Source organism: Actinokineospora terrae (assembly GCF_900111175.1).
Taxonomy (GTDB): domain Bacteria; phylum Actinomycetota; class Actinomycetes; order Mycobacteriales; family Pseudonocardiaceae; genus Actinokineospora; species Actinokineospora terrae.
In genome coordinates, this window is sequence record NZ_FOGI01000001.1 from 427,221 (window position 1) to 447,366 (window position 20,146).

A 20,146-nucleotide genomic window follows, 5' to 3' on the forward strand; every position below is an offset into this window, starting at 1 on the left:
AATCCCTACCGAGGAAGGACTTCCGCCTGTGAACAGTGCCCGGCCGCCGCTGGTCGTCCACGACGCTCGCACCAACAACCTCACCGGTGTGACCGTGAGCATCCCCTCGCCCGCGCTCACCGTGGTGACCGGCGTGTCCGGGTCGGGCAAGTCCTCGCTGGTGTTCGAGACCATCGCCAAGGAGTCGCAGCGCCAGCTCAACGAGGTCTTCCCGTTGTTCATCCGCAACCGGTTGCCCAAGTTCGAGCGCCCCGACTTCGAGCGGATGGAGAACCTGGCCCCGGCCATCGTGGTCGACCAGCGCAACCTGGGCCGCAGCGCCCGATCGACGGTCGGCACCCTCACCGAGGTGCACGCGATGCTGCGGGTGTTGTTCTCCCGCCACGGGAAGCCGAGCGCGGGTGAGTCCACCGCGTACTCGTTCAACGCCCCGGACGGCATGTGCCCGGAGTGCGAGGGGCTCGGCGAGGTGCTCACCGTCGAGGTGGACCTGTTGCTGGACAAGACGAAGTCGCTCAACGAGGGCGCCATCACGCACCCGAACTTCGCCGTGGGCACGAACTACTGGAAGCGCTACGCCACCGCGCACTACCACGTCGAGCAGCCCGCGAAGAAGCTCGGCAAGGAGCTGTTCGACGCCGACAAGCCCGTCAAGGACTACACCAAGGACGAACTGGAACTGTTGTTGTACGGCAGCGACTTCCAGACCGACCGGCTCGACGACCTGGGCAACGTCGCGGTCAACGACTACGAGGGCCTGGTCGACCGGTTCACCCGCCGGTTCGTCAAGCCGGGCCTGGACTCGCTCAAACCCAACGACCGCAAGCACGTCGAGCCGCTGGTGGACAAGAAGCCCTGCCGCGCCTGCAAGGGCACCCGGTTGGCACAGGCGGTGCTGAAGTCGAGGATCGACGGCCACAACATCGCCGACCTGTCCGCGTTGCAGGTGACCGACCTGATCGACGTGCTGCGCAAGATGGAGAAGACCATCGGCGACGGCTCGGTGCTGCGTCCGCCGATCGCGGCGTTGACGCGCATGGACGAGGTCGGGCTCGGCTACCTGTCGCTGGACCGCTCGTCGCTGAGCCTGTCCGGCGGCGAGGGGCAGCGGCTCAAGACCGTGCGGCACCTGGGATCCAGCCTCACCGGCATGACCTACGTGTTCGACGAGCCGAGCGTCGGGCTGCACCCGCGCGATGTGGAGCGGCTGATCACGCTGCTGCACCAGTTGCGGGACAAGGGGAACATCGTGCTCGTCGTCGAGCACAACCGCGCCGTGATCGAGGCCGCCGACCACGTCATCGACATCGGCCCCGGCGCCGGTGCACGCGGCGGCTCGGTCACCTTCGAGGGCACGGCGGCCGCGCTGGCCAAGAGCGACACCGTCACCGGTCGCGAGCTGCGCAAGCCCATCCCCGAGCGCGAGCCGCGCGAGTTCACCGAGCACCTGAAGGTGCGCAAGGCTTCCCTGCACAACCTGCGCAACGTGGACGCCGACTTCCCGCTCGGCGTGCTGACCGTCGTCACCGGCGTCGCCGGGTCGGGCAAGAGCACATTGGCCACCAAAGTGTTGCCGCGGCAGCACCCGGACGTCGTGGTGATCGACCAGAGCGCCGTCGGCATCAACCCGCGCTCCACACCCGCGACTTACGCCAAGATCTGGGACCACATCCGCACCCTGTTCGCCCGCGAGCACGACGTGAAGCCCGGCCTGTTCAGCTTCAACGCCGAGGGCGGCTGCCCCACCTGCAAGGGCCGGGGCACCATCACCAGCGACATGGCCTACCTGGACCCGGTCACCGTCGTCTGCGAGACCTGCGGCGGCCGCCGGTTCGACCCGGCCGTGCTGGCGTACAAGGTGGGTGGTCGCTCGATCGCCGACGTGCTGGAGACGACCATCGAGGAGGCCGTCGACCAGTTCTCCGACGAGACGGTCACCGAGCGGCTCAAAGCATTCCTCGACGTCGGCCTCGGCTACCTGACCCTGGGCCGGTCGCTCTCGGAGCTCTCCGGCGGCGAGCGGCAGCGGGTGAAGCTGGCCAGCAGGCTCACCGCGAAGGGCTCGGTCATCGTCTTCGACGAGCCGACCTCCGGCCTGCACATGGCCGACGTGCGGCACCTGGTCGACCTGTTCGACCGGATCATCGACGCGGGCAACACCGTCATCGTCATCGAGCACGACCTGGACGTGGTCAAGGTCGCCGACTGGGTGATCGACCTCGGCCCCGGCGCGGGCTCCGAGGGCGGCGAGATCGTGTTCACCGGCGTGCCCGCCGACCTCGCCAAGCAGAAGAACAGCCTCACCGGACGCCATCTAGCCAAGGAGAGGAGCTGACAGCCCATGACAGCCACCACCCAGGCCAGGGCAGCCCAGCCTGGAGCAGTCACCACTGACACCATCCACGACGCGTTCATCCGCACTGCCCGAGAGCACGCCACCAGCGAGGCGATCTCGGATGGCACCACCACGCTGACTTACGCCGAACTGGACGCGGTCACGAACCAGCTCGCCCACGCGCTGCGCGACCGCGGCCTCATGCCGGGCCAGCGGGTCGGCGTGCACCTGGACCGCTCGCTCGCGACGTACGAGGTGTTCCTCGGCGGCCTCAAGGCGGGTCTGGTGGTTGTGCCGTTCAACCCGGGGCACCCGGCCGGGCACAAGGCGCGCATGCACCGCGTCGCCGAGCCCGCGCTCACCCTGGTCGACGGTGCAGCGGACGGCCTGCCCGCGGACACCTGCTTATCCATCACAGACCTGCTCGACGCCGCGCGGTCGTCACCCACCGACCCGCTGGGCGTCGAGGTGGACGCGGGGGAGCCCGCGTTCGTGCTGTTCACCTCCGGGTCGACCGGCGAGCCGAAGGGGGTCGTGCTCGCGCACCGGGGGATCGCCCGGGTGTCGCGGCACCTCACCGGCTTCACCCCCGGGCCCGGCGACCGGTTCCTGCAGCTCGCGCAGCCGTCGTTCGCCGCCTCGACCACCGACATCTGGACCTGCCTGCTGCGCGGCGGCAGGCTCACCGTGGCGCCCCAGCAGGTCCCGCCGCTGGGCGACCTCGCCCGCTTGATCGCCGCCGAGGGCACCATGGTGCTCAACCTCCCGGTCGGGCTGTTCACCCTGCTGGTGGAGCACCACCCGGCGGCCATCGCCCAAGCGCGGTCGATCATCGTCAGCGGCGACTTCCCGTCCGTGTCGCACCTGGAGCGCGCGCTCGACCTGGTCGGCGGCGACCTGTTCAACGCCTTCGGCTGCACCGAGAACTCCGCGCTCACCGCTGTCCACAAGATCACCGCGGCCGACCTGGCCTGCGCCGAGGTCCCGGTCGGCTTGCCCATGCCGACCGTCGAGCTGACCGTGCGCGACGAGCACCTCGCCGAGTGCCCGCCCGGCCGGATCGGCGAGCTGTGCATCGCGGGGGACGGCGTCGCCATCGAGTACCTGGGCGACCGCGAGCTGACCGACCGCAAGTTCACCGAGCACGACGGCCGTCGACTGCTGCGCACCGGCGACCTGGCCAAGCGCACCGACGACGGCGAGATCGTGCTCGCGGGCCGCACCGACCAGATGCTGAAGGTGCGCGGGTTCCGGGTGGAGCCGCGGCAGGTCGAGGTGGCCGCTGAGGAGTTGGCCGGGGTGCAGCGCGCCGTGGCGCAGGCCGTGCCGAGCGACGGTGCCGCCGACCAGCTCGCGCTGTGGTGCCTGCGGGCGCCCGAGCACGAGACCGGCGAGCGCGAACTGCTCGACCACCTGCGGTCGGCGCTGCCCGACTACATGGTCCCCACAGTCGTCCAGTTCCTCGACACCTTCCCGCTCAACGCGAACGGCAAGGTCGACCGCAAGGAACTCTCCGCCCGCCTCGCCAACCGGGCCAGCGAACCCGCGGCCGAGGCTTCGGATGACCGGTTGGCGGAGACGGTCCGGTCGACGCTGGTCGAGGTCACCGGCGACGCGCGCATCGGCCTGGACGACCGCCTGATCGAGGCAGGCGTCACCTCGCTGCACCTGATCGACCTGGGCGCGCGGCTGGAGGAGATCGTCGGGGTCGTGCTCGGGCCGGACGAGATCGTCGACGCGGGCACCCCGCGCGGGATCGCCGAGCTGGTCCGCACCAGGCAGGCGCGGCGCTGAGATGACTCTCACCGACTCCGCGACCGAGCGGTTCCCCACGTCCCCGGCCCAGGCGGGCCTGTGGTTCGCCAGCACCTACGGCGACGACCCGACCGCGTACAACCAGCCGCTGGTCCTGCGCCCCCGGGTGCCGCTGGACCACGCCCACCTGGTCGAGGCGCTGCGCGTCGTGCACCGCGACCACTCGGCGTTGCGCACGGTGTTCGAACTGTCCGAGCCTGCCGGGGACGTCCGGCAGGTCGTGCACGCGGACCTGCCGCCGATCGTCGACGTGCGGGACCAGCCGCGTGAGCACTCGGGCTGGGTGACCGAGCAGGTCGCCGAGGTCGCGGGCACCGTCTTCGACCTGCGCGACGGGCCGCTCGTGCGGGTCCGGCACCTGCGGTTGGGCGACGAGGGCACGAGCGTGCTGGTGTTCAACGTCCACCACACGGTGTTCGACGGGATGTCCTGGAAGCCGTACCTGAGCCAGGTGGAGGCCGCGTACACCGCGATCGCCGCTGGTCGGGAGCCTGAGCGCACCGCTAGGCGGCAGGCCGTGGAGTCCTACGCGCGGTGGGCCGAGCGCGCGGACGCCCCGACGACGGCGGCATACTGGCGGGACAAGCTCGCCGACGCCCCCGTCGCCACGCCCATCGGCCTGCCGGGGGAGGGGCGGGCGCGGAACGTCACCCGGCACCTGGTGCTGGACGCGGAGCTGACCACGCGGCTGCGGGAGTTCTGCGCGGCCGAGGGGTTCACGACGAGCATGGTGTTCGTCGCCCTGTACTTCCTGCTGCTGCACCGGCACACCCGCCAGGAAGACGTGCTGGTCGGCATGCCGGTCACCGTGCGGGAGGGCGCGGACGCCGGGGTCGTCGGGCACCTCACCAACACCACCGTGCTGCGCCACCGGCTCGCCGAGGACGCGACCGCGCGGGATGTGCTGCGGTCGGTGAAACGAGAACTCCTGGAGGTCCTGCGGCACCGGCACGCGCCTCTGGAGGCTGTGGTGGGTGACCTGCGTGGGCGGCGGGGTGGGCAGGGCGGGGTGAATGGGCAAGGCGCGACAGTTGATCTGTTCACCGCCATGGTCACCGTGATGCCCGCCGAGGCGCGGCGCTTGGACCTGCCGGACTGGGGGGTCAAGACCTGGGACTACACGCCGGGCGGCGCCAAGTACGACCTGGCGCTGGTCGTGGACGAGTCGCCGGAGCACTACACGATGATCGTCGAGCACAACTCGCGTTCGGCCGAGGGCGGTGCCTTCACGGGCCATCTGGTCGGGCGCCTGGAGACGCTGCTGCGCGGGGTCGTCGCCGAGCCGGACGCGCTGGTCCGGGACCTGCCGTGGATCAGCGCCGAGGAGCGGCGCGCCCTCGCCTCGTTGTGCGAGCGGCAAGCGGACGCGCCCACGCTGGGAACCGAGGTGGCCGACGACCTGCTGACCGCCGCCATCGCCGAGGCAGGCGCGGACACCGCCGTGGTCGCCGATGGCGTCGAGACCACCTACGCCGAGCTGGACAAGCGGGTCGACTCGATCGCCGCCGGTCTGGCCGCCAGGGGAGTGGGGGAGTCGCGGCCGGTCGCCGTGCTGCTGTGGCCCGGGTTGGACCTGGTGACGACCATCCTCGGGATCCTGCGCGCGGGCGGCAGTTACGTGACCTTCGACGTGGGGCAGCCCAGCGAGCGGCTGAACTTCGCCCTGGGTGACTGCGGCGCGCGGATCCTGGTCAAGGCCGCCGATGTCGAGGTGGACCTGCCCGACGAGCTCGACGTGGTGTCGCCATCCGATGTGGACAGTGGGCAGCCGTTCGCCGCCACGGTGCGGAAGTCGCCGACCGACCCGGTGTATACCGTCTACACCTCGGGTTCCACCGGACGGCCCAAGGGGGTCGTGCTGCCGGAGGTGACCCTGACCAACCTGGTGCGCAACCAGGCCGCGATGTCGGCCGGGCGCCGGATGCGCACGCTCCAGTACATGTCGCCCGGGTTCGACGTGATCGCCGAGGAGGTGTTCGGCACCCTGTGCACCGGCGGCACGCTGATCATCCCACCCGCAGCCACCCGCACGGACTTCGTCGCGTTGGCCGAGTTCCTCGCCGAGCACCGCGTCGAGCGGGCGTTCTTCCCCTATGTGGCACTGCGTGAACTCGCCGCCGTGCTGCGGTCGTCCACAGTGGACCTTCCAGGCCTGTGCGAGGTGTACGTAACCGGCGAGCGGCTGACCATCACCGACGACCTGCGCGCCATGTTCAAGCGCTACCCGGACGCGCGGCTGAGCAACATCTACGGGCCGTCCGAGGCCCACCTGTGCACGGGGGAGGAGCTGCCCGCCGACCCCGACGAGTGGCCCACGCTCCCGTCGATCGGCAGGGTGGTCGCGGGGGTCGACGCCCGGGTGCTCGCGGACGGCCGGCAGGTGCCGTTCGGTGTCGAGGGGGAGCTGTGCGTCGCCGGGCCGGTCGTGTCTCCCGGGTACATCGGGTTGCCGGAGAAGACCGCCCAGGCCATGGTCGATGACCCGTTCGCCCCTGGTCAGCTGATGTACCGCACCGGAGACGTAGTGGTTCTCGCCCCGGATGGCCGGTTGCACTTCCGGGGTCGTGCCGATGATCAGGTCAAGATCCGGGGTTACCGCGTGGAGCCCGGCGAGGTCGAGGCCGTGCTGGAACGCGTGCTGGACATCGAGGCCGCCGTGGTGGTCGTGGTTCCCGCCGGTGCCGACCGCGCGTTGCACGCGTTCGTCCGAGGCGCCGAGCCGCCCGCGGACTGGCGCGCGCTGCTCGGCGCGGACCTGCCCGGGTACATGATCCCGCGCCAGGTCACGCGCCTCGACACCATCCCGGTCACGCCCAACGGCAAGACCGACCACCGCGCGCTGCGCGCCTGGCTCGACGAGCACGAGGAGGACGCGCCCGCTGCCGAGGTCACCTGGACCGACGCGGAGCGCGCGATGGCGGACCTGTGGACCGAGGTGCTGGGTGACGCGCCCGCGGACCCGGATGCCGACTTCTTCCTGCTGGGCGGCCATTCCCTGCTCGCGGCCAGGCTGCACCGGCTCGTCCGGGAGCGGCTCGGCGCGGACGTGCCGCTGTCGGCGTTGCTGAACACGCCGACCGTGCGCGGCATGACGGCGAGCCTGGGTGACCGCGGCGCTCCCGTGGCACCGGATCTGCGGGCCGAGGCCCAGCTGCACGACCTCGTGGTCGGCGAGCGCCAGGAGCCGGTCGACGGCATCGTGTTGCTCACCGGTGCCACGGGATTCCTGGGCAGCCATCTGCTCGACGAACTGCTGCGCCAGGGCCGCCGAGTGTCCTGTGTGGTCCGTGCGGACAGTGTCGAGGCCGCGCGGGGTCGGCTGCGCGAGGCTTTCGACAAGTTCGCCATCTCCACCGGGGTCGACCAGGTCGGCATCGTCCTTGGTGATCTCAGCCAGCCGCGGCTCGGACTGGGGGAGGGGTTCGAGGCGCTTGCCCGGTCGGTGAGCGAGGTCTACCACGCCGCCGCGCACATCAACTTCGTCGTCCCGTACCACACGGTGAAGCGCACGAACGTCGACGGACTGCGTCACCTGCTCGACTTCTGCGGGATCAACCGCACCCCGCTGCGGCTCATTTCCACCCTGGGCGTGTTCCCGCCGGACTCCACACCGGACCCCGTCGCGGAGGACACGATCCCGGGCGACCCGGAGTCGCTCGGGATCGGGTACTCGCAGAGCAAGTGGGTCGCCGAACACCTGGCACTCCAGGCGCGGGCGGCCGGTCTGCCGATCACCCTGCACCGGGTCGGTCGGATCGGCGGGCACAGCCGCACCGGCGCGTGCAGGCACGACGACTTCTTCTGGTTGCAGCTCAAGGGCTTCGCCCTGCTAGGCCGGTTCCCCGAGGACATCACCGACGCGCCGCCGGTCGACCTGCTGCCGGTGGACAACGTCGCCGAGTCCATCATCCGGCTCTCGGACGCCGCGGTGGACAACGAGAACTGGCACGTGCACCACGGTGTCGGCCTCACCTGGCCTGAGATCATCGACTCGCTGCGCGAGCAGGGCCACACCATGACCCCCACCACGCGGTCGGAATGGCTTGCCGCGCTGGAGGAGCAGGCGCAGGACGACGACCAGGGCGAAGGCCTCGGCACCCTGGTACCGCTGATGCGCGAGGGCGTGATGCGGCTGGGCACGCACACCTTCGACAACGCGTGGACGAGGCGTGCCCTGGCCGATCTTGGGTACCCGCAACCGGAGCAGGACACGGGGTGGGTCCGCCGGATGTTCGACTACTTCCGGGCGAACGGCACCGCGCCGCGGCCTGACGCAGCCAACCGGGGAGGTCGCGATGCCTGAACACACGACACGCTCAGTGGTGATCATCGGAGCCGGACCGGTCGGCTGCGCCCTGGCCACACTCCTGCGGCGCCAAGGCGTCGCGGTGGACGTCTACGAACGTGGCGGTGAGTCCTCGGGCGGCTCCGGCCACTCGTTCAACCTGACCCTCACCTCGCGTGGGCTGGACTGCCTACCGCGTTCGGTCAAACGGCGCCTTTACTTGCAGGGCGCGGTACTCACCAAGCGGATCATCCACCACCGCGACGGCGCCATCTCCACCCAGCCGTACGGCACCGACGACGCCCACCACCTGGTGTCCATCCCGCGTGGAGTCCTCCAGGACACCTTGCGCGACCAGGCCTTGCGGGCGGGCGCGAGGATCCACTACGAACACGCGTGCGTCGATGTGGACACCGCGCGTCCGGCTGTCCTGTTGCGCGACCGCCACGGTGCCACCGGGTGGGTCGAGGCCGACCTGGTGGTCGGGTGCGACGGTGCCAACAGCTCGGTCCGCGAGGCCATCGCCGCCGCGCACCCGACCGAGATGTGGGTCACCCGCGACCACATCGCCCACGGCCACGCTGAGATCACCATGGACTACGCCGACGCCGACCCCACCGGCATGCACCTGTGGCCGCGCGGCGACCACTTCCTCCAGGCGCAACCCAACCGGGACCGGACGTTCACCACGAGTCTGTTCAAGCCGGTGGAAGGCGAGTCCCGCGAACGCCACTTCGCCGAACTGCCGTCCCCGGACGCGGTCAGCGACTACTGCGCCACCGAGTTCCCGGACGTCGTGGCCCGGATGGCCGAAGTGGAGCACGACCTCACCGATCGTCGGCCCGGTCGCCTGCGCATCATCAGCTGCGCCCCGTACCACCACCGCCGGGCCGTCCTGGTCGGCGACGCCGCACACGCCGTGGTGCCGTTCTTCGGCCAGGGCGTGAACTGCAGCTTCGAGGACACCGCCGCGTTGGCCGCCCTGCTGGCGAGGTCCCGGTTCGCCTCGGCGTCCGGTGACCCGGTGGACGTCACGCTCGCCAGGTACAGCGCCGTGCGGGTCAGGGCCGGGCACGCGTTGGCCGACCTGTCGCTGCGCAACCTGGAGGAACTGTCGGAACAGGTGGACAGCTCGACCTTCCTGGCCCGCCGCGCGTTGGAACGGCGGCTGCACGAGCTGCACCCCGACCTGTTCACGCCGTTGTACCAACTGGTCGCGTTCAGCACGACGTCGTACGACACCGCGCAGCGCGTGCACCAGGAGTTCAGCACCGCCCTCGACCGGGTGTGCGCGGGACGGGACCTGCGGCTGGAGCGAGACGCCATCATCGCCGAGTTCGCCAAGCGCCACGGCAGGGGCCGATTCACTCTCCCCCGCCGCCCGCCCCCTCGCCCCGCCGGGCATCGTTCCCGGCTTGGCGACTGATGGCTCCTCTAGACCTGGTTCGCCGACGCCGCTTCGTCGAGTTCGGCGGCGCTGTCAGTGCTGTCGACCGCGCTGTCAGTGCTGTCGGGGTCGGCGCGGGCGTCGTCGGTGAAGCGGAAACCGACGCCGCGCACGGTGACGATCCAGTGCGGCGAGCCCAGCTTCTTGCGCAGGCTGCTGACGTGGGTGTCGATGGTGCGGCTGGCCAGCGCGGTGATCTCGGCGTCGACGCTGTCGTACTCCCAGACCCGGCGCAGCAGCTCGGCCCGGCTGAACAGCCGCTCGCACTCGCTGGCCAGCAACAGCAGCAGCTCGAACTCCTTGCGAGTGGTCTCGACCACCCGGTCGCCGACCCGGACCTCGCGCAGCGTCGGGTGGATCCGCAGCTCACCGGCGGTGATCGTCGGCGGCGAGAGCACCCGCGCGCGGCGCAGCAGCGCGCCGAGGCGGGCCACCAGTTCCCGGCTGCGGTAGGGCTTCTCCACGCAGTCGTCGCACCCGGCCTCCAGCGCCAGGACCCGCTCCAGCTCGGAGAAGGACGCGAAGCCGATCATCGGGACGTCGCTGGTGGCGCGCAGTTCGCGGCACAGGGTGAGGCCGTCGAAGTCGGCCAGGTCGAGGTCGACGAGCACCACGTCGACCTCGCGGTGCGCGGCCATCGCGGCGGCCCCGGTGGTCACCGCGACGGGTTCGAACCCGTGTCTGCGCAGATCCACGACGGTCTCCTCGGCACCGTCACAGTCTGCGACAACTAATACCCGCGGCCCACCACCCAGCACTGTCCTTCCCCCTCCGGTCGAATGGGGACAACCCTAAAGCCTTCGGGCAGAGGGCGCAGAACGTGCATGAAGTACTTGATTGAGTGAAATACCTGTGGTGAACGCGCGGTATCTTCGGCGAATGGCGTATTCACCGGTGCTGCGCGTGCAGTAGGAATCGCGGGTCCGGTCGTCGGGCCCGCCCGGCCGAGAGGACCAGTGATGAGCAGCGAACCGGGGCAGTCGGTCGCGCACCGGCAGCCCACCCGGCCCTGGCGCGGCCTCGCCCTGCTGACCTTCCCGCTGATCGTGCTGGCCCTCGACGTCAGCGTGCTGTTCCTGGCGGCGCCCGCGCTCAGCCGCGACCTCGGCGCCAGTCCCACCGAGCTGCTGTGGATCACCGACGTCTACGGGTTCTGCATCGCCGGGTTCCTCATCGTGATGGGCGTGCTCGGCGACCGGGTCGGCCGCAGGCGGCTGCTGGTCATCGGTTGCCTGGCCTTCGCCGGGGCATCCGTGCTGGCCGCGTTCGCGCCCAACGCCGGGCTCCTGATCGCGGCCAGGGCACTGCTCGGCCTCGCGGGCGCCACCCTGATGCCCTCGACGCTCGCGCTGATCCGGGTGCTGTTCCCCGACGACGGGCAGCGGCAGCAGGCGATCGCCATCTGGATGACCACGTTCTCCGCGTCGGTCGCGGTCGGCCCGGTCGTCGGCGGCCTGGTCATCGACCAGCTGTGGTGGGGCGCGGTGTTCCTGTTCCCGGTGCCGTTCCTGGTCGTGTTCGCCGCGCTCGCGCACCGCGCGCTGCCGGAGGAGCGCGCCGAGGACCCGGCGCCGCTGGACCTACCCAGCGTGGGGCTGATCGCGGGGACGATGCTGGGCGCGGCGTACGCCATCAAGTCCGCCGCCGTGGGTGAGCTGGGCGTGCTGACGGTGGCGGTGTTCGTGGTCGCGGTCGCCGCCGGGGTCGTCGCGGTGCGCCGCCAGTTCACCACCGCGCACCCGCTGATCGAACCGACGCTGCTGACCAACCGCAGGCTGCTGGCCGGTCTCGGCCTGCTGCTGATGGGCATCACGGCCGTCAACGGCTTCTACTTCCTGGTCCCGCAGTACTTCCAGCACGTCCAGGGCCGCTCGGCGTCCGCCACCGGCCTGCTGATGCTGCCCCTGGCCATCGCCGCCGTCGTGGCCTCGCTGTCGGTCCCGCCCCTGCTCGGCGCCATCCGCCCACCCTTCCTGGTCGCGGGCGGCGCCACCCTGTCCGGCGCGGGCTTCGTCGTCCTGGCCCTGCACTCCGGCCCGCTGCCGACCCTGACCCTCACCCTGCTGGGCTGCGCGATCGTCGCGGGCATCAGCGCCATCGGCGTCGTCATGACCGACCTGGTCGTCGGCCTGGCCCCACCCCGCCACGCGGGCGCCGCCGCGGGCCTGTCCGAGACCGCGGGCGAACTCGGCGTCGCCCTGGGCGTGGCCATCATGGGCTCCATCTCCGTGTTCGCCTACCGCACCGCCGTCCAGACCTCCCCAACCCCCCTCGACCCCCGGACCCGCACCGCCATATCCGACTCGATCGCCACCGCCCGCACCCTCGCCGACAATTCCCCGCCCCACCCCAACACAATCCTCGACGTGGCCTCCACCGCATTCATCTCCGGCCTCTCCTGGTCCGCGATAGCCGCCGCAGCGGCCATGGCCGTGTGCGTCGTATTGGCCCTCACAATCCTCCGAACCACACAAACCCCGCCGCCGGAGGAATGAGTCATTCGCTCGTGAACATTCACGCGCCGCGGATTCGCGTTTGTCAGGTATGCGTCCAGTGGACACAGGTCGCGGCGACTCGTCCGATGGAGGTCACTTTCCCGCCAGGCGGAGCCCCGGGGCGAGCAGGTGCGCCACGATGATCGCGATCTGCTCGTCGGCGCGGTCTCCGGGTGGGGATGATGACAGACCAGAGCCAGTCCGCTCGTCGGCCCGAGGTGGTCAACACCGTCACCGGGACCGTCTCCGGGGACGTGGTGCAGGCCGACTCGGTCGCCATCTACTCCGTCGACGCCGACCAGTTCGTCGCGGGCCGCGATGTCCACCTGCACTTCCGGGACGGGTTGCGCGGCGTGCGGGGCGTGGTGTCCGGGCCGGTCGCGGACCAGTGCCCCTATCCGGGGCTGGCCGAGTTCGGTCCGCACCAGGCCCAGTGGTTCTTCGGTCGCGGCCACCTGGTGACGACCGTGCTGGAGCGGCTGGATCGACGGACGAGCGCGGGCGGCCCGTTGCTGGTGGTCGCGCCATCCGGTGCGGGGAAGTCGTCCCTGCTGCGGGCCGGGGTCCTGCCCGCGCTGGCCCGCGGGGCACTGCCGGGGTCGCGCGCCTGGCCGTCGTTGTTGACCACACCGACCGAACAGCCGGTCCTGGTGCTGGCGCGGTACCTGGCGACGCTGGTCGGCATGGATGCCCGGCGGACGGCCGAACTCGTGGTCCGCGGGCCCGCGGTGGTCGTGGACCGGGTGCGGGCCGCGTTGCGGGCGTCCGGGCCGCAGGTGCGGCTGGTGGTGATCGTCGACCAACTGGAGGAGTTGTTCACCGTCTGCGCGCACGACTGGCAGCGGGTGGCCGTGCTGGACCTGCTGGACAGGTTGGCGCGGCACGGGCCGGCTGGCGAGCCGCCGGTCGCCCTGGTCCTGTTCGGACTCCGCGCGGACTTCTACCCGAGGTGCGCGGACTACCCGCCGTTGCGCGCGGCCGCGCTCGACAGCCAGGTCCTGGTCGGGCCGATGACCGAGACCGAGCTGCGTGAGGCGGTCCTGTTCCCCGCGCACCGCGAGGGCCTGACGGTGGAGCCGGGCCTGGTCGAGTTGCTGCTGCGCGACCTGGGCGCCCTGCGCGACGGTGCGGACACGCCCACCGGTCAGGCGGGCAGATTGCCACTGCTCGCCCACGCCCTCCGGGTGACCTGGCAGCAGCGCCACGGCTCGACGTTGACCGTGCAGGGCTACCAGAGCACCGGTGGGATCGCCCGCGCGGTCGCGACCACGGCGGAGGACATCTTCCGAAGGCTCTCACCGCAGGACCAGTCGCTGGCGCAGTCGGTCTTCCTCCGCCTGGTCGCCATAGCCGAGGGCTCCGAGAACACCCGCCGACGCGTCCCCCGCTCCCACCTGCTCGGCATCACCCCTGCCAACGCCCGTCCGCTCTCGGCCCCCTCGGGGCAGTGGGTGTCCTTCGCCCAGGCTGCCCCCTTCGGCTCTGCGATTCCCGCTCCTGGGGCTGCCCCGGGGCACCCGCACCCGCCGTCCGGCTCACCGGGTACCACCGCCGGGCATCCCGTCGACGCTTTCCCCGCGCGGACCGCCGAACCCGGCCCGCCCGTGCGCAAGCCCGCCCGTACGGCCGCGGTGATCGACGCGTTCACCCACGCCCGCCTGCTCACCCAGACCACCGACACCGTCGAGATCACCCACGAGTCCCTCCTGCACAGCTGGCCCCGCCTGCACGACTGGATCACCCACAACCGCGCCACCATCCTGCTCCGCCAACACCTCGACGACGCCGCCCGCTACTGGGAGTCCTCCGGCCACGACCCCACCACCCTCTACCGCGGCGGCCAACTCGCCACCGCCCAGGAGTGGGCCGAGCACCGCACCGACCTCACGGCCCTGGAACACCGCTTCCTGCGCGCCAGCACCGATTCCGCCCACGCCACCCTCGCCGCCGCCCGCCGCACCAACCGCCGCCTCAGCCGCCGCCTGACCGCAGTCGTGCTGATGCTCGTCCTCGCACTGGCCGCGGGAACCGCCGCCGTCATCGAACGCGCCAACGCCGAACACGAGCGAAACCTCGCCATCTCCCGCCAACTCGCTGCCAACTCCCGCTTGGCCATGGCCAAGAACCCCCGCGAAGCGATGTCCTACGCCCTCGACGCCTGGCGCACCGCCCCCACCTCGGAGGCCAGGGGCGCGTTGCTGTCCACGCAGTCGCTGGACTACGAGGGCAGGCTGCTGACCGGCATGGAGTCTCCCGCGCTTGCCGTCAGCCCTGATGGTTCGATGGCCGCTTTCGGTGGTCCCGACGGCCAGATCCAGTTGTGGAACACCCGTACCCGCCAACGATTCCCCGCGTCCTTCCCCAGCCAGGTCGGTGTCGTCCACTCGCTCGCCTTCTCCCCGGATGGAACCATGTTGGCCGCGGCGTCCTACCTGGTTCCGGGGGAGTCGAACGGCCCGCACCTGCTTGTGTGGCAGGTCCCGACCGGAGTGCTGGTCTCCACCGTCCCCGGTGTCTTCACCGTGAAGTGGCGACCGGATGGGCAGGCGCTGCTCAGTCTCGACGAGTCCAACTTCCAGGACGTCGTCGAACTGGATGTCCGCTCCGGTCGAGTGCTCCGGCGGATCGTGATTCCGGCGGAGGAATCGGTTCCCGCCCTGGCCTACAGCCCGGACGGCGACCTGATCGCGACGGGGACCTCGGCGGGGGTGGTCGAGGTGTACCGGGCCGACACCGGCACCCGGCTGCACCGGCTCACGACGGACGGGCCGACCGGGACCGTGATGGCGATCGCCATCTCGGCGCGCGGTGTCCTGGCGGCGTCCAGCCCCGCGTCGCACATCCGGCTCTGGGACGCGCGGACCGGGGCGAGGATGGGTGACCTGGGCGCGGGCGATGTCGGCGGGCGGACGATCGGACTGGCCTTCCTGCCCGGGGTGGACCTGCTCGCGACCTCCTCGATCAGGGGGGAGATCGTCCTGTGGGACACCAGGTCGTCGAGGGTCCACAGCACCATCGCGGTCGGCTCCGAGATGGTGTGGGACCTGGTCATGTCACAGGACGGTTCGACCATCCTCACCACGGCCGCGAGCGGGGAGGCCACGGTGCTCGGCCGCGGTGCGAGGTCGCACGACGGGAGTTGGGCGCGCAACGAGGTCTGGGCGGTCACCGGGCTCGCGGTGTCCCCCGGTGGAGACACCGTGGCCTCGGCCGATGCCGACGGCACCCTCCGCCACTGGGACATCGACGACCGGTCGGCGATGCCGCTGCTGCGCTTGCTGTCCGTGGTGCCCGAGTCCGCGGATCCCCCTGGTGCGAAGGTGGTGTTCGGCCCGGACGGCACGGAGGTGCTGGCAAGCGCGGGCGTGCGGGTCTGGTGGCCGGGGCGGGCGCTGTCCGGGACGATCGCGGCGCCGGGACGGGTGTTCCTCGACGTGCGGGTCTCACCGGATGGCAGGCTGATCGCTGCCGTGTCGGTAGACCTTACGGGGCAGACCGGCAGGCGCGTCCACGTGTGGGACTCGCGCAGTCTCGTCCCGGTGGCCGAGTGGTCGCCCGCCCCGCACGAGATGATGGGCACTGTGCTGTTCACGCCGGATGGTGCTCGCCTGTTGGTGGAGTTCAGCTCCACTGTCGATGCCGTGACCCGACACGGCATCCGTGCTTGGACCGTCGACCCCGTCGCGGTGCAGGCGGACCTCATCAACACCGACATCGGCATCGGGGGGATGAAGATCAGTCCGGACGGGCGCACGGTGGCCACCGGTCACGACGATGGCCGGGTCCGGCTGTGGGACGTCGACACCGGGGCCAAGAAGGGCGAGTTCGGCGAGCACACCTCGCTGATCCGCACACTCGCCTTCGTGGACGACCAGACCCTGGTCACCGGGACCATCAACGACCCCGTCATCCGCCAGTGGAACTACACCACCGGCGAACTGGTGGCGCAGATCGAAGGGCATCGCGGTCCGCTGAACGTCGTCGCGGTGGCCAAGGGCGGGAAGGTGCTGGCCTCGGCGAGCGCCGACAGCACGGTGGGGGTGTGGGACCTCGACCCCGAGGTGGTGGCGGCGCGGGTGTGCCGGATCCTGGCTGATGACGGGCGCGGCTGTTCGTAAATGGGTTGCGGGGCCGGGGACACTGGGGGCCGGACCTAGAGAAGGGAGGGCTGAGCCATGTACCGCACGCACATCGCGCTCGTGTCCGCCCGGGACAGTCGGGACTGAAACCCGGGGACGGGCGCCTCCACACTGGAGACTGCCTTGACGAACTACCAGCAAGACCTGGTCCTGCGGCCCCTGAGCGGGCCGGAGGAACTGCACCTGTTCACCGCTTTCCCCTACGTCCTCAACGACGAGATCCCCCGGGACCTGGACTCGGGTCGCCGCAGGCCGGAGTGGCTGTGGGTCGCCCTGCGGGGGGAGCGCGTCGTCGCCCGGGCCGGGTGGTGGTCGTGGCCCGGGAGTGAGCACCCGGTGCTGATGGACGTCTTCGACGGCGACAGCGAGGACGGGGTGCGGTTGTTGGAGACCGCCCTCGCGACCCTGGTCCCCGCGGGGACCAAGCCGCCGGAGTACGGCCGGTTCCTGACCCCGGACTGGCGGGACGACCCCGAGACCAGGCGCGGCGTCGAGGACCGGATGGCCGTCCTGGAACGCGTCGGCGCCACGCTGTTCGTCGAGCGGCTGCGGCTCGAATGGCGCCCCGGCACGCCCATCCCCGAGCTCACCGGCCGCCTCGCGTTCCGGCAACCGCACGACGCCGACGAACTGATCGGCCTCATGACCGAGGTCCTGGACGGCACCCTCGACGCCCACAGCCGCGACGAGCTGACCAGGATGACCCCGGACGAGGCCGCGCGCGAGCAGTACCACGACGAACTCGAGCGCTACGCCAGCCCACACGACTGGTGGCGGGTCGGGACCCTCCCCAGCGGTGACCCGGTCGGGTTCGTCATCCCCGCGCACAACGGCTACAACCCGGTCATCGCCTACATTGGGGTCCTGCCCGCGCACCGCGGCCGCGGCCACGTCCACGACCTGCTCGCCACCGGCACCGCCCTGCTCGCCGCCGAGGACGTCCCCCGGATCCGGGCCGCCACCGACGTCGAGAACGTCCCGATGGCGGCCGCGTTCGCCCGGGCGGGCTACGTCACCTTCCAACGCCAGATCGACATGACCTGGCGCTGATCGACAAGCCCGTTCCCGGCCCACCTTGGGTCGGGAACGGGCCTCGCCGGTCGGTGCCGCCAACTACGATCCTGGCCGTGACGACAGAGATCGAGGCGTTGTTGGCAGGCGGCAACCGGGCGCTGTCCGTGCCGCTGCCACCCGGCCGCGTGGTGTTCCCCGAGGAAGGCGGCGACCGGCCCGCCCTCTGGCTCAGCGACAAGCCCGCCGCGCCGGGACTGTGGGCCGCGTTGCGGCAGGACCACGCCCGGTCCGGGCTGTGGCCGCTGCTGCTGGACGCCCTGGACGACGAGGACGAGGAGTACCGGCCGTGGGGCAACGGTGAGGTGCTGCCCGACGAGATGACCTCGCCCGCCGACCACGACGTGGCCGCGCTGCTCGCGCGGTGGTGGGACGAGGCGACCGCGCACGACGAGGACGACCTGCTCTCACCCGCCGAGCGCCAGGCTGTCACCAGCCCGTACGGCCGCCAGTGGCCCGGTCGCGCCCCCGCGCCGAGCGCCACCGCGGACCCGGGCCGCACCGCCGACGACCTCGCCCACCACCTGCTCGCCGGGCACTGCTCGCTGCGGCTCGGCCTGGTCGCCGCCGACCGAGGCGCCGACGCGCCGACCGTGGCGGGCTGGACCGGCCCGACGAACCACATCGCCGACACCGGCGCCGTCTCGGCCGTCCTGCGCGACTGGGAGGACCGCTTCGGCGCCCGCCTGGTCAGCGCCGGGTTCGACACCCTGCTGCTCAGCGTCGCCGCCCCACCCACCACCCACGCCGACGCCCTGGCCGTCGCCGCCGAGCACTTCGCGTTCGCCCCGGACAACGTGTGGCAGGGCGAGGAACCCAACACCCTCTACGCCTACGCCCAGCGCCTCGTCGGCGACCACTCGTGGACGTTCTGGTGGGACTAGCGCCCTGGTGGGGCTAGCGCGCTGGTGGGGCTCGTAGGGGGCGGCGGTGTAGACGGTGTCGTTGAGCTTCTCGTCGAACATCAGCTGCGTGATCAGCGCCTTGGTGTTGTCGATGTGCACCATGGCGTGGATGTGCACGGTCCGGCCGCGGTACCAGCCGGGCCAGATGGTGGTGAAGCGGACGATGCCCTGGGCGTCGGTCACCTGGGCACCGCGCAGGTAGTCGCACTCGCCAACAGCGCGGCCGGATCATCCCCCACGGCCGCCGCCGCAGCAGCTGCCTTGGTGGTCGTGGTCGCACCGGTCCCCGACCCCTTGCCGCCGCAGGCCGCCGCCACACCGGCCAAGGTGAGTCCACCGAAGACCAACGTGCGTCGACTAACCCGCTTACCCTCTTCGTCATCCAGGGCCCGGGACCTCATCGTGGACATCGACTTCCCTGCCACCGCAGCGACCTCGACCGACGCTACCGGCCTTCCCGCTATCCGGCAGTCCGAAGTGGAACGACCTGTTGCAGCCGGTGCCTAGGCGGTGCCGGTCAGGCGTGTTCGCAGTGCGGTGAGTTCTGCTTCCGTCAGGCCGTTGTCCAGCAGGAAGTCGGGCATGGTCAAGGCGGTGATGGTGGCGGTGAGGGAGGCCTCGATGGTGGTGTCGTGGGTGGCGAGGAGTTCGGTGATCACGTCGAGTTGGGGGCGGTCGCCGAAGTCCTGGGGGCGGGTTTTCATGCGGGCGTAGGTGAGCAGGTAGTCCGCGACGATGTCGGCGGGGGTGGCGGAAGCCAGGGTCAGGAGGATGAGGGCGAGCAGGCCGGTGCGGTCCTTGCCGCCGGCGCAGTGGAAGACGACGCAGCCGGGGGCGGCGGTGGCGATGGCGCGGACGGCGGCGATGACCGGTTCCGGGTGCTCGGCCAACTGCGGCGAGTAGTACAGCGGGGAGGCCAGGTAGTCGACCTTCAGCCAGTGGTCGTAGAACGGGGTGCCGAGCGGATCCAGCGGTGTGCGCACGGTCGTCATCCCGGCGGGCCGCAGATCGGGCTCCTGCTTGTACTCCTCAGGGCTGCGCAGGTCGACCACCGTGCGAACCCCATACGCCCACGCCGACGCCCATCCGCTTTCGCTCAGCGTGGTCGGCGCCTCCATCCTGACCACCGCGCCCAGCCTGGCCTGCCCCAGCCCGCCCAAGTCACGGACATTGACGCACCCGTCCCACGCGAGTTCCCTACTCATACCCACAAGACGCCAAACCCCAACGCCCGGTTGCCCGCCGAACGCCCCATCGAGCACTCCCAGCCCACCACCCCCAGCCCGGCGACGCACCCGACCGCCTCACCCGGTCACCGCCCCGGCCCTGCCCGCCGAGGCCCCTCGCGCGCCCAACTGCTCGATGGAGCGGACTTGTCCCGCACGCAGGGACAGCACCAATACCGTCACCCCCACCTAAGCCCCACCCCGACGTGCTCGATGGGGCGGACTTGTTTCGCGTGGGGGGACGGCACCCGTAGCGTCGTTCGCGGACAGGGCCATGCTTTTCGGCCCCTGCTTTGCGGTCCTGCCACGGGTGTCGTAGGGGCCCCGCGCGAAACAAGTTCGCCCCATCGAGCACCCCCCCCCCCCCCCCCCCCCCCCCCCCCCCCCCCCCCACCGGAAGCTAAGCCCACCTGCGCCGATGGTACTGC

General features: G+C 71.2%; 11 protein-coding genes. 9 read left to right on the top strand and 2 right to left on the bottom strand.

All coding sequences use genetic code 11. The features are described from left to right. Positions 1-28 precede the first annotated feature (28 nt). Genes BMY07_RS01780 through BMY07_RS01795 form a run of 4 tightly spaced genes read left to right on the top strand, consistent with a single transcriptional unit; the run spans position 29 to position 9,861 of the window. Positions 29-2,335 carry an ATP-binding cassette domain-containing protein gene (locus BMY07_RS01780; RefSeq protein ID WP_092774608.1) on the top strand — a complete coding sequence of 769 codons (2,307 nt, stop codon included), beginning with the start codon at positions 29-31 and terminating at the stop codon, positions 2,333-2,335. Positions 2,336-2,341: 6 nt separating this feature from the next. Then, positions 2,342-4,129: a non-ribosomal peptide synthetase gene (locus tag BMY07_RS01785; RefSeq protein ID WP_092774609.1), complete on the top strand. Its 1,788-nt coding sequence runs from the start codon at positions 2,342-2,344 to the stop codon at positions 4,127-4,129. 1 nt (position 4,130) lies between these two features. Beyond that, positions 4,131-8,453 carry a non-ribosomal peptide synthetase gene (locus tag BMY07_RS01790; RefSeq protein ID WP_092774610.1) on the top strand — a complete coding sequence of 1,441 codons (4,323 nt, stop codon included), beginning with the start codon at positions 4,131-4,133 and terminating at the stop codon, positions 8,451-8,453. Next, on the top strand, positions 8,446-9,861 hold the full coding sequence (locus BMY07_RS01795; RefSeq protein ID WP_092774611.1) for an FAD-dependent oxidoreductase: 1,416 nt from the start codon (positions 8,446-8,448) through the stop codon (positions 9,859-9,861). The genes BMY07_RS01790 and BMY07_RS01795 overlap by 8 nt, the downstream gene beginning before the upstream one ends. An 8-nt stretch (positions 9,862-9,869) precedes the next feature. On the opposite strand, the gene BMY07_RS01800 is transcribed toward BMY07_RS01795, so the two are convergent. After that, a complete protein-coding gene (locus BMY07_RS01800; RefSeq protein ID WP_245782133.1) occupies positions 9,870-10,577 on the bottom strand; it encodes a response regulator transcription factor in 708 nt (235 codons plus the stop codon). Positions 10,578-10,841: 264 nt separating this feature from the next. On the opposite strand from BMY07_RS01800, the gene BMY07_RS01805 reads away from it, so the two are divergent. The 5 genes from BMY07_RS01805 to BMY07_RS34055 all read left to right on the top strand — a co-directional run bounded on the left by BMY07_RS01805 (position 10,842) and on the right by BMY07_RS34055 (position 18,694). Then, positions 10,842-12,377: an MFS transporter gene (locus tag BMY07_RS01805; RefSeq protein ID WP_092774612.1), complete on the top strand. Its 1,536-nt coding sequence runs from the start codon at positions 10,842-10,844 to the stop codon at positions 12,375-12,377. A gap of 182 nt (positions 12,378-12,559) precedes the next feature. Further along, positions 12,560-16,495 (top strand): NACHT and WD repeat domain-containing protein, encoded by a 3,936-nt coding sequence (locus BMY07_RS01810; protein WP_143073302.1) that lies wholly within the window; start codon positions 12,560-12,562, stop codon positions 16,493-16,495. Between the two features lie 144 nt (positions 16,496-16,639). Continuing rightward, positions 16,640-17,566: a GNAT family N-acetyltransferase gene (locus BMY07_RS01815; protein ID WP_092774614.1), complete on the top strand. Its 927-nt coding sequence runs from the start codon at positions 16,640-16,642 to the stop codon at positions 17,564-17,566. A gap of 77 nt (positions 17,567-17,643) precedes the next feature. After that, positions 17,644-18,471, top strand: coding sequence for a DUF4253 domain-containing protein (locus tag BMY07_RS01820; RefSeq protein WP_245782134.1), 828 nt, complete (start codon positions 17,644-17,646; stop codon positions 18,469-18,471). Positions 18,472-18,526: 55 nt separating this feature from the next. Then, the gene (locus BMY07_RS34055; protein WP_177215381.1) at positions 18,527-18,694 is read left to right on the top strand and encodes a hypothetical protein; all 168 of its coding nucleotides are present in this window, start codon (positions 18,527-18,529) and stop codon (positions 18,692-18,694) included. Positions 18,695-18,995: 301 nt separating this feature from the next. On the opposite strand, the gene BMY07_RS01830 is transcribed toward BMY07_RS34055, so the two are convergent. Then, positions 18,996-19,697 carry a tyrosine-protein phosphatase gene (locus BMY07_RS01830; protein ID WP_092774615.1) on the bottom strand — a complete coding sequence of 234 codons (702 nt, stop codon included), beginning with the start codon at positions 19,695-19,697 and terminating at the stop codon, positions 18,996-18,998. Positions 19,698-20,146: the final 449 nt, after the last annotated feature.